We start from the raw sequence: 15247 nt of genomic DNA, 5'->3' as shown, positions 1-15247 counted from the left end.
TAGTTTAACAAAATGAAAGACGATGATAAGGAAAAGTAGTATATACTATAATCCAAAGCGAGTCAGGGACGGTGAGAGCCTGATGAGGCGGTATATGTGAAGAACACCTTGGAGTTGCTAACCGAAATTGAATTTTGTATTCAAGAGTAGACTTAGACGGGAATCCGGCCTGTTACAAACCGGGAAGTATGTATTACATACGAGTTAAAGTTGGTCTTTATGACAAATTGGGTGGTACCGCGAAGTTTAACCTTTCGTCCCTTTATGGATGAAAGGTTTTTTTGTATTTAAATATATGAGCAAAGGAGAATTTCACTATGGAAAACACATTAGTAAAAAGTCTGTATAGAGATACAGAAAAGTATGCAGATCAAACAGTACAAGTATCAGGGTGGATTCGTAACTTACGTGATTCAAAAGCATTTGGTTTCATCGAATTAAACGACGGTAGCTTCTTTAAAAGCGTTCAAATCGTTTTCGATACAGAATTAGAGAACTTCAAAGAAATTGCAAAACTTCCACTTAGCTCTTCAGTTAAAGTAGAAGGTAAAGTAATTGCAACGCCGGGAGCGAAGCAACCATTTGAAATTAAAGCAGAAAAAATTGATATCGAGGGCTTATCAGATTCTGATTACCCACTTCAAAAGAAGCGTCATACGTTTGAATACTTACGTACAATCGCTCACTTACGTCCAAGAACAAATGCATTCTCTGCAACGTTTCGCGTACGTTCTATCGCAGCATTTGCGATTCACCAATTCTTCCAAGAGCGTGGATTCGTACATGTCCACACACCAATCATCACTGGTAGTGATACAGAAGGTGCTGGCGAAATGTTCCGCGTAACAACGCAAGATTTAAATAACCTACCAAAAGGTGAAGACGGAAAAGTTGATGAGTCAAAAGACTTCTTCGGTAAAGAAACAAACTTAACAGTAAGTGGACAGCTGAACGCTGAAGCTTATGCATTAGCATTCCGTGATGTATACACATTCGGACCTACATTTCGTGCAGAAAACTCAAACACAACTCGTCACGCTGCTGAGTTCTGGATGGTTGAGCCTGAGATTGCATTCGCTGAACTAGGTGACGTAATGAACCTTACAGAAGATATGCTGAAATATGCAATGAAATACGTATTAGAGCATGCTCCAGAAGAAATGGAATTCTTCAACAGCTTCGTTGATAAAACAGTTCTAGAGCGCATGAACAACGTAATCAACTCTGACTTCGGTCGCATCACATATACAGAAGCAATTAAAGTGCTTCAAGAATCAGGTGCTGACTTCAAATACCCAGTAGAATGGGGAATTGACTTACAAACAGAGCACGAAAGATACTTATCAGAAGAAATCTTCAAACGCCCTGTATTCGTAACTGACTATCCGAAAGACATTAAAGCATTCTACATGCGTTTAAATGAAGACGGTAAAACAGTAGCTGCTACTGACCTTCTAGTTCCTGGCATCGGCGAATTAATCGGCGGAAGCCAACGTGAAGAAAGAATGGACGTTTTAGTAGACAGAATTAAAGAATTAGGTATGAACGAAGAGGACTACTGGTGGTACTTAGAACTTAGAAAATACGGCGGTACAAAACACGCTGGATTCGGTCTAGGTTTCGAGCGCTTCCTAATGTACATCACTGGTATGGCTAACATCCGTGACGTAATTCCATTCCCAAGAACTCCAGGTTCTTCTGAATTCTAAAATATGAAAAAAAGCGAGAGGATTTCCTCTCGCTTTTTATTTTACATATTGTATAGTTTATTCCCTCGTAGCAAAAAGTAACGCGAAGGGGTGAATATAAATGAGTAAAAAAGTGAAAAAAGATCATTCAAGATCGGGCCTAGGTTCTCCAGAAGTTGAAGGACAAGGAACGACGACACATGAAACAGGTTCTCATAAAGTATCTTCATCAAATAAGAAGCAGAAACGAAGCTAACATAACAAAGGAGAGTCTTAAGGGCTCTCCTTTGTTATGTGTTACATCTTATTATCGTTAATTTCTTTTGTAATCTTATTTATGTCTTTGTCTAATCGATCTAAATAGAAAAACCACAGTAAACTTATGAACACGTAATAGATGGCCATCACGCCAAGATTATCAGATATATTTTCGAATGTGGATTTAGTAGTGAAAAAAGCTCCCCAAATGATAGAAATAGTGAGGTAAGAAAGTGGGCCTACGAGGTGTACGAAAGCATATAGTACCTTTTTAACTTTTACAGCGTTCATATGAAAAACCTCCTTTTTCTAATCATACATTCAAGTTCTTCACAGAAGTGTTGTAGTTTTGCTGGATTATGTATTAACAAGCGTGCATCGTGTTTCCCAATAAATCTTCGAATCCGAAAGTTTAATAAGAAAGATCGACCATAACGCTCTATTAAATCGTTGAACGCTGGTTGTTCACTTAGTAGCTGAATGTTTTCTCTAATTTCGAACTGTCTTTCGTGTGGATCGCCTAGTAAAATATTTAGAATCATTTGTAGAAGTAGCAATGTAGATCTCCTCCTATGTTAGAATAATCTGTATATTATAATTATAACAAAACTATAAGGACAATAGTAGGATGAAACAAAAAACAGGAGTTTGTAGGCTCCTGTTTTTGTCGATACTATTTTAATAAGCGAAGCGCCTTCTCCGTATTAGCGAAATGCAGTTTCACAAACTCGGGTAATCGTTCTTTACCAAGCTTTTGAATTAATTTAGCAGCAGCGATATCAACTTGTTTACCAGCACCTTTCGGAAGTGGCATACCAGCTTTTTTACTTAGTTCGTCAAACTGTTTTACGAATGAGTAGCGAGCTAAAATAGAAGCAGCGGCTACTGCTAAATGGACGCTTTCACCTTTCGTAGCGAAATAAACATTTTCACGCTGTACCTGTTTTTGTTTTGCTAAATATTTATAGTATGTATCAGGTTGTGTGAATTGATCGATTAAGACGCCTTCAGGTTTTGTAGGTGCCATTTTCGCTAATAAGTTTGTAATAGCTTTATTATGTAGCAAGGCTTTTAACTTACCTTGGTTGTTTCCTTTATCAAATAGCTCGTTATATTTTTCATTATGAAGGACAAGAGAGCTGTAAGGAACAACGTGTAGAAGTTGTTTCGCAATGGCAGTAATTTGATCGTCATTTAAGTTTTTAGAGTCTTTTACACCAAGTTCTTTTAGTAGTGGAATTTGCTTCGCATCCACATATACAGCAACGACTGTCATCGGTCCAAAGAAATCTCCCGTACCAACTTCATCAGACCCTACAATAGACATTGTACTGATGGAAGTAGGCGGCGCATAACGATGGGAATCGACAGATTTTTTTACAGCTGTTTTTGGCGCGTGAGAGACAGTTTGCCAACGAGAAGCTTCTGCTTCAGCGCGGCCTCCTTGGAACATTACTTTTCCAGATTTATACGCTGTAATCGTGCAAGATGGCACCTTAGCCATAAAGATACCGCCTTGCGGAATTTTCGGGGTAAGCGAATGTTTATATTGTTGTTTCATGTCTTCAATTACTGTAGAATTTGTTTGAATTACGATAGAATTTGACATAATGGTCGCCCCTTTTTTTATATTGTTATTTTTATCATATCGGATTGTTCTTTCTGTTTCCATATTATGAAGGTTCATGGTATGATAAACTTTAGGATTCTGTACGTGATTGGAGGCCGGTGAGTTGTCACAACAAAAGGGAAAGAAAAGTCGAATTAATGTAGAAATCTATGGTCAGCAATATTCAGTTGTTGGCGATGAAAGTACAAGTCATATCCGCATGGTAGCAGCGATTGTGGATGATAAAATGCGCGAACTCAATGCCAAGAATCCTTCGCTTGACACGAGTAGACTAGCGGTATTGACGGCGGTAAACGTCATACACGATTACATAAAATTAAAAGAAGAACATGAGAAATTGAAAGAAAGTATGACAAAAAAAGGAATGGAATAACATGATTGATATTATTATCATTTTACTGCTTGTTATGGGATTTTTCCTCGGCTTACGCAGAGGGTTTATTCTGCAACTTGTGAAGTTAACAAGCTTTATTATCGCATACCTTGTTGCATACTGGTACTGTAAAGATTTAGCGCCAGCACTTGCGAAATTTATTCCGTATCCATTTGATAAAAACGTATCTGTTCCAGAATGGATTGATGCAAATAATATTGAGACAGTATTTTATCAAGCGCTTGCGTTTATCATATTGTTTATTATTACAAAAATAGCACTTTCATTACTTGGTAATTTGTTAAATATGTTTGCAGAAATACCGGTTTTAAAGCAAGTAAATGCGTTTGCGGGGGCAATCCTCGGATTTTTAGAAGTATATATTGTTTTGTTTGTCTTAATTATCATTGGAAACATTCTTCCGATTGAACAAGTACAAACACCATTACAAAAATCATCAATTAGCAAAATAATTGTAGACGATACACCGATTCTATCTGAAAAGGTGAAGGAACTATGGCAGACAGGTAGCAGAGTATAACTTCTCTTTTTTCGGAAAGAGAAGTTTTTTTCTATGAAAGAAAGGCGGGGTAATGATGAAAGTAAATAAAAAACAAGTTATCAAATTATTAGAGACAATCGGGCTTTTTATGGAACTAAAGGGTGCGAATCCATTTAAAATATCTGCATTTCGTAAAGCGGCAGCAGCATTAGAAAGTGACGATCGTAGTCTTTCTGAGATTGAAGACTTCACAAAGATTCCGGGCATCGGAAAAGGAACAGCAGCCGTTATTCAAGAATATATAGAATCGGGAACATCTGAAGTATTACAAGAACTTGAAAAAGAAGTACCGAGTAGCTTATTGCCGTTATTAAAACTACCAGGTCTTGGTGGTAAAAAGGTGGCTAAGTTATATAAAGAGCTAGGCGTTATTGATATGGAGACGTTAAAAGCTGCTTGTGAGGAAAATAAAGTACAAGCTTTAGCTGGTTTCGGTAAGAAGACAGAAGAGAAAATATTAGAAGCAATCGATCAAGTAGGCTCTCGTCCAGAGCGTTTACCAATTGCGATGGTATTGCCTATTGCCGGGGAAATAGAGGAGAAATTGTCGAATATTGCTGAAGTAATTCGTTTCTCTCGCGCTGGTAGTTTGCGCCGTGTTCGTGAAACAGTGAAAGATTTAGATTTTATCATTGCAACGACAGAACCAGCAGCGGTACGTGAGCATTTACTACAATTCGATAATATGATTGAGGTAATCGCAAGTGGGGATACGAAAGTTTCTGTTCGTCTTCAATATGAATATGATATTTCAATCGATTTCCGCTTAGTAAAACCAGAAGAGTTTATTACAACACTTCACCATTTCACAGGATCAAAAGACCATAACGTGAAAATGCGTCAAATCGCAAAAGATAAAGGCGAGAAAATTAGTGAGTACGGTGTAGAGAACTTAGAAACAGGTGAAGTGAAAACATTTGAGACTGAAGAAGACTTCTTTGCTCATTTCGGTCTACCATTTATTCCGCCAGAAGTGCGTGAAGATGGAAAAGAAATTGAATTAATTAAAGAGTATCCGAACTTAATTCAGTTTTCCGATATACAAGGTGATTTACATATGCATACAACTTGGAGTGACGGTGCTTTTTCTATTGAAGAAATGGTACAAGCGTGCCGTGCTCGTGGATATAAGTTTATGGCGATTACTGATCACTCGCAATACTTAAAAGTAGCGAATGGTTTAACGAAAGAGCGTCTTCGTGAGCAAGCGAAAGAAATTGAACGTATGAATGAAAAGTATCCAGACATTACAATTTTACGCGGAATTGAAATGGACATTTTACCAGATGCCTCGCTTGATTTTGATGATGAAGTATTAGAAGAATTAGACTATGTCATTGGAGCGATTCACTCTAGCTTCTCACAAGACCGTGAAACGATCATGAAGCGTCTGCGTACTGCACTTGAGAATAAACATGTCACAATGATTGCTCATCCGACAGGACGTCTTCTCGGGCGCCGTGAGGGTTATGATGTAGATACAGATTTATTAATTGAACTCGCAAAAGAGACAAATACAGTTTTAGAATTAAATGCGAATCCGAACCGTCTAGATTTAAGCGCAAAATTATTAAAACAAGCACAAGATGCTGGTGTAAAAGTAGCGATTAATACAGATGCTCATACACTTGAAATGTTAGAAGATATGGAAACAGGTGTAGCAGCAGCACGTAAAGGTTGGATTCAAAAAGATAACGTGATTAACACATGGGATATTGAACGTTTATTAGACTATATTAAACGTAATAAGTAACACAAGGGGGACCTGCAACATGTTAGAAAGAACGTTGCGTGTATTAGAATACAATAAAGTAAAAGAACAATTACTTGAACATACAGCCTCTTCACTTGGCCGTGACAAAGTGAAGCATTTAGTGCCGAGCACTGATTTTGAAGAAATTGTAGAAATGCAAGATACAACGGATGAAGCAGCGAAAGTTATTCGTTTAAAAGGTAGTGCACCATTAGGTGGTATTACGGATATTCGCTCAAATGTGAAGCGTGCAAAAATTGGGAGTATGTTAAGTCCAAATGAATTACTTGATATTGCGAATACGATGTATGGTAGTCGTAATATGAAACGTTTCATTGAAGATATGGCTGATAACGGTGTCGAGCTTCCGATTTTAGAAACTCACGTCGCTCAAATTGTATCTTTATATGATTTAGAAAAGAAAATTACAAATTGTATCGGTGACGGCGGTGAAGTAGTGGATAGCGCAAGTGATAAACTGCGTGGGATTCGTACTCAAATTCGTACTGCGGAAAGCCGTATTCGTGAAAAGTTAGAAAATATGACGCGCTCTTCAAACGCGCAAAAGATGCTGTCTGACTCGATTGTAACGATTCGTAACGAACGTTACGTAATCCCAGTAAAACAAGAATACCGCGGCGTATATGGTGGTATTGTTCACGATCAATCAGCTTCTGGACAAACGTTATTTATTGAACCGCAAGTCATTGTAGAATTAAATAACGCACTGCAAGAAGCTCGTGTGAAAGAGAAACAAGAAGTCGAACGCATCTTATTGATGCTAACAGAAGAAGTGGCAGTAGAAGCTGATATCGTTTTATCAAACGTAGAAGTAGTTGCGAATCTTGATTTCATTTTTGCGAAAGCTTTTTATGCGAAGCGAATTAAAGCAACGAAACCAATCGTAAATAACGAGCGTTATATGGATTTAAGACAAGCTCGCCATCCGCTAATCGATCCAGAAATTATTGTGCCAAATAACATTATGTTAGGTAAAGATTTCACGACAATTGTTATTACAGGACCGAATACAGGTGGTAAAACAGTTACGCTGAAAACAGTTGGTATTTGTGTTTTAATGGCGCAATCTGGTCTTCACATTCCAGTAATGGATGAGTCAGAGATTTGTGTGTTTAAAAATATATTTGCTGATATCGGTGATGAGCAATCGATTGAACAAAGTTTAAGTACGTTCTCCTCACATATGGTGAACATCGTTGATATTTTAGAAAAAGCTGATTTTGAAAGCTTAGTTTTATTCGATGAATTAGGTGCTGGAACAGACCCACAAGAAGGTGCTGCACTAGCAATTTCGATTTTAGATGAAGTATGTAATCGCGGTGCTCGCGTTGTTGCAACGACGCATTATCCAGAATTAAAAGCATACGGATATAACCGTGAGCAAGTTATTAATGCGAGTGTTGAGTTTGATGTAAATACATTAAGTCCAACTTATAAATTATTAATCGGTGTACCAGGCCGTAGTAATGCCTTTGAAATTTCGAAACGTCTTGGATTATCTGATCGCGTTATTGACCAAGCACGCAACCACATTAGTACAGATACGAATAAAATTGAAAATATGATTGCGAAGTTAGAAGAAAGCCAGAAGAACGCAGAGCGTGACTGGAACGAAGCAGAAGCACTTCGCAAACAATCTGAAAAACTTCATCGTGAATTACAACGTCAAATCATTGAATTTAACGAAGATCGCGATGAACGATTATTAAAAGCGCAAAAAGAAGGGGAAGAAAAAGTCGAAGCCGCAAAGAAAGAAGCAGAAGGCATTATTCAAGAACTTCGTCAATTGCGTAAAGCACAGCTTGCAAACGTGAAAGATCACGAGTTAATTGAAGCGAAGAGCCGTCTAGAAGGCGCAGCACCAGAGCTTGTTAAGAAACAAAAAGTAAACGTGAAAAACACTGCGCCGAAGCAACAGTTACGTGCAGGTGATGAAGTAAAAGTATTAACGTTCGGTCAAAAAGGTCAATTACTTGAAAAAGTAAGCGATACTGAGTGGAGCGTACAAATCGGTATTCTGAAGATGAAAGTAAAAGAATCTAACATGGAATACATTAACACACCGAAGCAAATAGAGAAAAAAGCAGTTGCAACGGTAAAAGGTAGAGACTATCACGTTTCATTAGAACTTGACCTTCGTGGTGAACGATTTGAAAATGCAATGGCGCGCGTTGAGAAATACTTAGACGATGCCCAGCTTGCAAGCTATCCTCGCGTATCAATTATTCACGGTAAGGGGACAGGAGCACTTCGCCAAGGTGTACAAGATTATTTGAAGAAGCATCGTGGTGTAAAAACCTTCCGTTACGGTGACATGGGCGAGGGAGGCCTAGGCGTAACAGTTGTCGAATTAAAATAGAAAACAACGAAACAAAGGGGAAACCATTATATGTTTATGGACAAACTTGCAAAAGTATTGTTAGCTTGTTGCGGAATATTTTTGGTGATTGGGGTTATTTATTTAGTTGTTTTTGCGAAGTGAAAAAGCGTCAATCGTGGCAGAATGATATTGCCATAGATTGACGCTTTTAATATATGTGAAAAGGAATAGAACATGAAAATCAACCAATACATAAGCGAAGCAAAATCATGCTCCAGACGTGAAACAGATCGCCTCATTAAAGCTGGACGCGTGGCTATTAATGGTGAAATATGTACGCACGGTGCACTTGTGAGCGATGGTGATGTTGTAACGATTGATGGGCAAGTTATTGTAAAAGAAGAGAAAGAAAAGGTGTACATAGCCTTTCATAAACCAGTCGGAATTACTTGTACAGCAGCTGATCATATTGAAGATAATATTATTGATTATATCAATTATCCAGAGCGAATCTTTCCAGTTGGACGATTAGATAAAGCATCGGAAGGACTTATCTTATTAACGAATGACGGCGGCATTGCGAATCGAATTTTACATGGTGATCATGAGCACGAGAAGGAATATGTTGTCACAGTCGATAAACCTTTTACGGACTGGTTTATTGATGAGATGTCCAGCGGTGTAAAGATTAAAGATGGAATGACGAAGCCGTGCAAAGTGACAAGAGTCGATCAATCAACATTTCGTATTGTTTTAACGCAAGGAATGAACAGGCAAATTCGTAGAATGAGTCGAGCTTTCGGGTTTACTGTAATAAAGCTAAAGCGAGTACGCATTATGAATATAGAGCTAAATGAGCTTGAAGTTGGAAAGTGGCGGAGCGTTACGGCTGAAGAGTTAGAAATTTTAATAGGGCAGTTATAGGGAGGGAAAATTTTCTCCCTATATTTTTTTTGTCAGAAAAAATAAAACTATTGATTTTTTAAAAAATAGCCCATATAATAAAAAGCAACAAGTTTCGACAAGATATTTTATAAAAGTAATGATGAGGACATGAGTTGTATTTTACGATTCTCAGAGAGGGAAGCCTTAGGCTGTGAGCTTCCTAATACGAAAAGACAAGCTTACCACCTCTAAACTTCAAGAGTGAACTGCATACATGATGCATTGTAATTCTTGGCGGATAAAACCGTTATCAATTTACACGAGCTATAAAATGAGCGTATTTCGTTATAAATTCATTTTATTAGAATAAGGGTGGAACCACGATTTCAACACTCGTCCCTTTGTTAGGGACGGGTGTTTTTTGCGTTCTTTTACGGGGAAGTATGCTTGAAAGAGGATATGTAACGGATTTCAATTCAGAATATTTTGTTAATTTATCATTTTAGGAGGTTAGTAGAAATGAAATCATCTTTAAAGTTTTCAGAGATGTTTGCAATAAGTTTAATGTTATTTGCACTGTTTTTTGGTGCAGGTAATATGATTTTTCCACCAGCGTTAGGGCAAGGTGCTGGAACGGACGTATGGATCGCGCTGTTTGGTTTTATCGTAACAGGCGTTGGACTACCTTTATTAGGAGTAATTGTTATAGCTTTAAAGGGAGATATTAATGAGCTAGCAGGACGTGTACATCCTATATTCGCACTTGTTTTTATCACTGCAATTTATTTATGTTTAGGCGTATTCGTAAGTGTGCCGCGTACAGGAACAGTAGCTTATGAGATGAGTGTTGCACCGTTTTTACCAAGTGAGATAGCTGGTCAGTCATATCCACTTGTTATCTTTACACTTATTTTCTTTGCAGTCACTTTCTATTTAGCTTTAAATCCTTCGAAATTAGTGGGTCGTATTGGTAAGGTGCTAACTCCAATATTATTAGCTGTTATTGCAATTATCGTAGGTAAAGCACTTATTACACCAATTGGAGAATTTGGTGCACCGACAGAAGCGTATAGTGCTCCTCTCTTCAAAGGATTTATTGATGGATATTTAACTTTAGATGGACTTGCAGCACTGGTATTCGGAAATGTTGTAATTCATGCGTTAAAAGAAAAAGGCATTACAAATAAAAACAGTATTGCAAAAGTAACAATCTTTGCAGGATTTATTGCAGCGCTTGGTCTACTACTTGTGTATTTAGCACTTGCTTATCTTGGAGCTTCTAGTGTGTCACTTGGAATGGGTGCAAACGGAGGAATTATTTTAACAAATGTCGTGAATCATTTATTTGGTAGCTACGGAACTTTATTATTAGGGATCGCAATTACAGCAGCATGTTTGACAACTTCTGTAGGTATTGTTGCAGCTTGTGGTGATTACTTCTCTTCCTTATTACCAAAGCTTTCTTATCAAAAAGTCGTTTTCATTTTCTGTGTATTAGCATTTATGGTAGCAAACCTTGGGTTAACTCAGTTAAATGCATTAGCATTACCAATCTTAATCGCAATTTATCCAATTGGAATCGTACTTATCGTATTATCACTTGTTGAAAACTACGTTCGTCTTCCATTAGCGATGTATGTGGGCGGGATTGTAGGAGCATTTGCAATAAGTTTCTTTGATGGATTACACAATGCAAACCTTCAAATTGCAGCGCTAGCACCTATTTTAGATAAGATTCCATTATATAGTGTAGGAATTGGTTGGTTAGTTCCAGGGATAATCGGTATAGGATTTGGTTATATAGTTTCTAAGTTTCAAAAGCAGGAAATTGCTGTAGAGAAATAGAGAAAAGAGACTTTCTATAACAGAAAGTCTCTTTTTTTGTAAAAAAAGCAGCATATAGAGAAATTCAGATATTAAAAATTTTATACGTAATATAGTTGACAAAAAATTTATGAGTAGGCTAAGATTGACTTAGTTGTGGAAATATTGGAAGGGAAGTGAGGGAAAAGGGGTTTCTATAACTATAGTGTTGTTATGGGAAGAGGTGAAAGAAGAGGAGAAGAGATAGTTTATTTTTTTTGATTTGCATTGAGAATGATAATCAATAAATACGTTTTATCATTTTTTCTCAGTTTCTATGCCTTCGTATAAGGAATAGGGTGAGATATTATTTTTAACATTAAATGAGAATGATAATCAATAATACTTATGTTACATAAAAGAATGCTAATTAAATAATAGGTAGAAGAGATTATTTTTTTTCTTATAAATTGAGAATAATTATCATTTTCAAGAAGTGAAATAAAAGATAACCAAGGAGGAAACAAGAAAAATGAAAAAGGTTTCTGTATTACCCGCTTTTATTATAACGTTCGTATGTATGCTAGCTTTTCTTGTAATGCCATACGGGAATGCTTTAGCAAAACTAGCTGATGGTACTTACGATATTAATTACGTAATTCAAAAAGCGGAAAATGATTCAGCTTCAATGGCAAATGACTATTTTGAAAAGCCGGCAAAATTAATAGTGAAAAACGGTGAGATGAGAGTACAAGTTCCGATGAATCATAGTGCTTGGATTACAGAATTTAAAGCACCAGAGAATGGGAATTTTGTTGATGCGAAAGTTGTTAGTAAAGATGAATCGGCAGATAAAAGAACAGTAGAGTTTAAAGTAGATGATTTATCCAAACCGGCAGCTGTAAAAATTCATGTTGTTGTACCAAATGCAAACTATGACCACCACTACACAATTCGTTTTGCATTTGATGCAAATGTAAAAGCTGTAGGTGGCGATAACGGCGTAGCTGCTACAAAAAAAAATAATGATCAAGCGAAAACAGATACACAAGTAAAAGAAGAGAAAACAAAAGTAGAGAGTAAGGAAACAGCTAAAGAAGTGAACAAAGAAACAAAAAATGAAAATGGAAAAGCTGAAAAAACAGATAACCCAAAAACAGGCGATGAAGCACGTATTGGATTGTTTGCAGCGTTAATTCTTATTTCAGGTGCTTTCTTAATTCGTAAAGTGAAGTTGAGTAAATAAATCTTTTGAAGGGTGATGAATATATGTTTAAACAATTTAAAATGATTATTGCCGTATTTGCTGTTTTATTTACGTTTATCGCAACACTAGGTTTACAAGATGCAAAGGCTGCTACAAAACTAGCTGATGGAAAATATAATATTGCTTTTACTGTATGGAAAGGCGATAAAGATGAATCGTCTAGAATGAATAGTTATTTTGAAAGCCCAGCAACATTAACAGTTAAAAATGGAAAACAATACGTTTCATTTAAAGTGAAAGATAGTGCTTCTATTAAAAGTTTCCAAGTAGAAAAAGATGGTCAATTTGTAGAAACAACCGTGTTAAGTGAAAACAAAAAAGATAATACTAGAGTAGTAGAATTTGAAGTTGCTGACTTGTCAAAAAAACTAAATGGAAAGGTGAAAATTAATATTCCAATTATTAATTATAATGCTTCGTATGATATTCGCTTTGTATTTGATGGGAGCAGTATTAAATAATTTTCAAAAGGGAGAGTCGTTCCATTGAACAGGTATACAAAAATTATTGTTGCTATGTTTTTAATGATATTTACATTCGTATCAACATTACAACCACTTGCAGTTCAAGCAGCTACCAAGTTGGCTGACGGTGAATATTCAATTGGGTTCAAAGTTTTAAAAGATACATCAGATGAAGAATCGATGATGAATCAATATTCAGTAAGCCCAGGGACTTTAAAAGTGAAGGATGGGAAAAAGAAAGTATCCTTTACATTAACGAATAGTTCATGGATTACGAAGTTTGAAACAGAAAAAGCAGGTAAGCTAGTTGCGACAAATATAATTAGTGAAGATAAAGAAAAAGATACAAGAGTAGTAGAATTTGATGTAGAAGATGTAGAGAAGGTATTAAATGCAAAAGTAAAAGTAGATATTGATTTTTTAAATTATCATCATGAGTACGACGTTCGTATTGCATTTGATCAAAATAGTATTACACCAATTCATGTGGAACAACCAAATGAAAAAGAGGACCCAGCTAATAAGCCAGATCCAAATGAAAAACCGGATCCAAGTCAGAAGCCCGACCAAAAGCCTGACCCAGATCAACAACCAAATTCTAACACAATTAAAGATGGTGCGTACAGCATTCCATTTAAAGTGTTAAAAGATCAAACAGATGAAGAATCTAAGATGAATACTTACATGGTAAATCCAGGAGTATTAAAAGTAGAAAACGGTAAGAAAAAAGCAATTGTAACATTAAAAAGTAGCTCATTAATTAAAAATTTTCAAACGGAAAAAGATGGCACATTTGTTGATGCAAAAGTAGTAAGTGAGGATACGGAAAAAGATACAAGAGTAGTAGAGTTTGAAGTAAACGATTTATCTAAAAAACTAAATACAAAAGTATTTATCGAAATGGCATCAAGAAATTATAAGCAAACGCATGATGTACAACTTTTATTTGAACAAGATAAACTTGAACAAATTAAAAATGAAGAGAAACAACCAGAAGTAGAAAAACCAGATGAAAATAAAAAATCAGATGCTGAAACAATTAAAGATGGTGAATACAGCATCAATTTCAAAGCATTAAAAGATCAAACAGACGAAATTTCAATGATGAACACATATACAAAAAGTCCAGGTGTGCTAAAAGTAAAAGATGGTAAGAAGTATGTATCATTTACGTTAACGAACAGTTCTTGGATTACAAAATTTGAATTTGAGAAAAATGGTTCGTTTGTTGATGCACATGTAATAAGTGAAGATAAAAAAGCTGATACACGCGTAGTGGAAGTAGAAGTACCAGATTTATCAAAAAAGTTAAATGCAAAAGTAAAAGTAGATATCGATTCAATGAATTATCACCATTTTTACGATATTCAATTTGCATTTGATAAAGGTAGCATTAAGCCGTTAGATAGCCAAGGCGGAAACAACAACCAAGGCGGAAACGACAACCAAGGCGGAAACAACAACCAAGGCGGAAACGACAACCAAGGCGGAAACGACAACCAAGGCGGAAACGACAACCAAGGCGGAAACGACAACCAAGGTGGAAACAACAACCAAGATGAAAATAATAAACCGAGAGTAATAGTTGATTCGAAAAATTTAGTAGATGGCCAATATGATATTACATTTAAAGTATTAAAAGATAAAACAGATGAGATTTCAAAGATGCATGACTATGTTGTAAATCCAGCGAAATTAATCGTAAAAGATGGTAAAAAATATATTGAGATGACGCTGAAAAATAGTGCGTGGATTACGAAATTCCAAGCGGAAAACAATGAACTATTCGCTGATGCGAAAGTAGTAAGCGAAGATAAAAATGCAAATACGCGAGTAGTACAGTTTGAAGTAGAAGATCTATTTAAAAAATTAAACGCAAAAGTAAAGGTAGACATCGATGAGATGAACTACCATCATTTCTACGATGTACAAATTCAATTTGATACAAATAATATCGGCGCGTTAGGAACTCTTAAAGAGGAACTGAAAAATGAACCGAAAAATCCAGTGACTACACCGAAAGTAGATAATGTAAAAACAGTAGGTACTCCTGATTTTAATCGAAATGCAGATGGTCACAAGAAAAAAGAAGATACAAAAAATGATTCGAAAAAAGAGAAAAACTCAAAAACTGCAGATACAGCACAACTTGGTTTATACATGGTGTTACTGCTAGGTTCACTTGCTTTACTAGTTCGTAAATATAGAGCAGGTAGATTGTAA

14 protein-coding genes and 2 other annotated features are annotated in these 15247 nt (G+C 36.2%); of the genes, 11 read left to right on the top strand and 3 right to left on the bottom strand.

Going from position 1 to position 15247, the window contains the following annotated elements; genetic code table 11:
* Positions 1-13 precede the first annotated feature (13 nt).
* Positions 14-265 (top strand) — a binding site (T-box leader).
* 52 nt (positions 266-317) lie between these two features.
* Both asnS and MHB52_RS23565 read left to right on the top strand, forming a co-directional pair.
* Positions 318-1709 (top strand): asparagine--tRNA ligase, encoded by a 1392-nt coding sequence (asnS, locus tag MHB52_RS23570; RefSeq protein WP_000432177.1) that lies wholly within the window; start codon positions 318-320, stop codon positions 1707-1709.
* A gap of 100 nt (positions 1710-1809) precedes the next feature.
* Positions 1810-1944 (top strand): YuzL family protein, encoded by a 135-nt coding sequence (locus MHB52_RS23565; protein ID WP_000039590.1) that lies wholly within the window; start codon positions 1810-1812, stop codon positions 1942-1944.
* Positions 1945-1985: 41 nt separating this feature from the next.
* Here MHB52_RS23565 and MHB52_RS23560 read toward each other — a convergent pair whose 3' ends face one another.
* From MHB52_RS23560 to rnhC, 3 genes are all read right to left on the bottom strand, one after another.
* Positions 1986-2237, bottom strand: a complete 252-nt coding sequence (locus MHB52_RS23560) for a hypothetical protein (RefSeq protein WP_000994758.1) — start codon at positions 2235-2237, stop codon at positions 1986-1988.
* Positions 2234-2503, bottom strand: a complete 270-nt coding sequence (locus tag MHB52_RS23555) for a hypothetical protein (protein ID WP_000925537.1) — start codon at positions 2501-2503, stop codon at positions 2234-2236. Before MHB52_RS23555 ends, MHB52_RS23560 begins: the two co-directional genes overlap by 4 nt.
* Before the next feature lie 116 nt (positions 2504-2619).
* Positions 2620-3555, bottom strand: a complete 936-nt coding sequence (rnhC, locus tag MHB52_RS23550; protein WP_016118699.1) for a ribonuclease HIII — start codon at positions 3553-3555, stop codon at positions 2620-2622.
* Between the two features lie 124 nt (positions 3556-3679).
* Between rnhC and zapA the strand changes: the two genes are divergently transcribed.
* From zapA to MHB52_RS23505, 9 genes are all read left to right on the top strand, one after another.
* Positions 3680-3949, top strand: coding sequence for a cell division protein ZapA (gene zapA / locus MHB52_RS23545; protein ID WP_000082701.1), 270 nt, complete (start codon positions 3680-3682; stop codon positions 3947-3949).
* A 1-nt stretch (position 3950) separates the two neighbouring features.
* Complete coding sequence (locus MHB52_RS23540; RefSeq protein WP_000565412.1) at positions 3951-4490, top strand: CvpA family protein; 540 nt, start codon at positions 3951-3953, stop codon at positions 4488-4490.
* A 55-nt stretch (positions 4491-4545) separates the two neighbouring features.
* On the top strand, positions 4546-6264 hold the full coding sequence (gene polX, locus MHB52_RS23535; protein ID WP_000867517.1) for a DNA polymerase/3'-5' exonuclease PolX: 1719 nt from the start codon (positions 4546-4548) through the stop codon (positions 6262-6264).
* A 19-nt stretch (positions 6265-6283) separates the two neighbouring features.
* Complete coding sequence (locus tag MHB52_RS23530) at positions 6284-8644, top strand: endonuclease MutS2 (RefSeq protein WP_061663240.1); 2361 nt, start codon at positions 6284-6286, stop codon at positions 8642-8644.
* A 195-nt stretch (positions 8645-8839) separates the two neighbouring features.
* Positions 8840-9529 (top strand): 23S rRNA pseudouridine(2604) synthase RluF, encoded by a 690-nt coding sequence (locus MHB52_RS23525; protein ID WP_061663239.1) that lies wholly within the window; start codon positions 8840-8842, stop codon positions 9527-9529.
* Between the two features lie 109 nt (positions 9530-9638).
* Positions 9639-9894 (top strand) — a binding site (T-box leader).
* Positions 9895-10009: 115 nt separating this feature from the next.
* Entirely contained in the window at positions 10010-11335 is a 1326-nt protein-coding gene (brnQ6, locus tag MHB52_RS23520; protein ID WP_000842650.1) for a branched-chain amino acid transport system II carrier protein BrnQ6, read from the top strand.
* 490 nt (positions 11336-11825) lie between these two features.
* Complete coding sequence (gene isdC, locus MHB52_RS23515; RefSeq protein WP_061663238.1) at positions 11826-12539, top strand: heme uptake protein IsdC; 714 nt, start codon at positions 11826-11828, stop codon at positions 12537-12539.
* Between the two features lie 23 nt (positions 12540-12562).
* Entirely contained in the window at positions 12563-13021 is a 459-nt protein-coding gene (locus MHB52_RS23510; RefSeq protein WP_000476165.1) for an NEAT domain-containing protein, read from the top strand.
* Between the two features lie 24 nt (positions 13022-13045).
* Complete coding sequence (locus MHB52_RS23505) at positions 13046-15247, top strand: NEAT domain-containing protein (RefSeq protein WP_340767843.1); 2202 nt, start codon at positions 13046-13048, stop codon at positions 15245-15247.

The organism is Bacillus sp. FSL K6-0073, from assembly GCF_038006085.1.
Lineage (GTDB): Bacteria > Bacillota > Bacilli > Bacillales > Bacillaceae_G > Bacillus_A > Bacillus_A cereus.
This window is presented reverse-complemented; position numbering and strand designations above follow the sequence as displayed.

Coding starts and splice junctions, on each gene's coding strand:
- asnS (WP_000432177.1), top strand. CDS start 318: ATGGAAAACACATTAGTAAAAAGTCTGTATAGAGATACAGAAAAGTAT.
- MHB52_RS23565 (WP_000039590.1), top strand. CDS start 1,810: ATGAGTAAAAAAGTGAAAAAAGATCATTCAAGATCGGGCCTAGGTTCT.
- MHB52_RS23560 (WP_000994758.1), bottom strand. CDS start 2,237: ATGAACGCTGTAAAAGTTAAAAAGGTACTATATGCTTTCGTACACCTC.
- rnhC (WP_016118699.1), bottom strand. CDS start 3,555: ATGTCAAATTCTATCGTAATTCAAACAAATTCTACAGTAATTGAAGAC.
- MHB52_RS23540 (WP_000565412.1), top strand. CDS start 3,951: ATGATTGATATTATTATCATTTTACTGCTTGTTATGGGATTTTTCCTC.
- polX (WP_000867517.1), top strand. CDS start 4,546: ATGAAAGTAAATAAAAAACAAGTTATCAAATTATTAGAGACAATCGGG.
- MHB52_RS23530 (WP_061663240.1), top strand. CDS start 6,284: ATGTTAGAAAGAACGTTGCGTGTATTAGAATACAATAAAGTAAAAGAA.
- MHB52_RS23525 (WP_061663239.1), top strand. CDS start 8,840: ATGAAAATCAACCAATACATAAGCGAAGCAAAATCATGCTCCAGACGT.
- brnQ6 (WP_000842650.1), top strand. CDS start 10,010: ATGAAATCATCTTTAAAGTTTTCAGAGATGTTTGCAATAAGTTTAATG.
- isdC (WP_061663238.1), top strand. CDS start 11,826: ATGAAAAAGGTTTCTGTATTACCCGCTTTTATTATAACGTTCGTATGT.
- MHB52_RS23510 (WP_000476165.1), top strand. CDS start 12,563: ATGTTTAAACAATTTAAAATGATTATTGCCGTATTTGCTGTTTTATTT.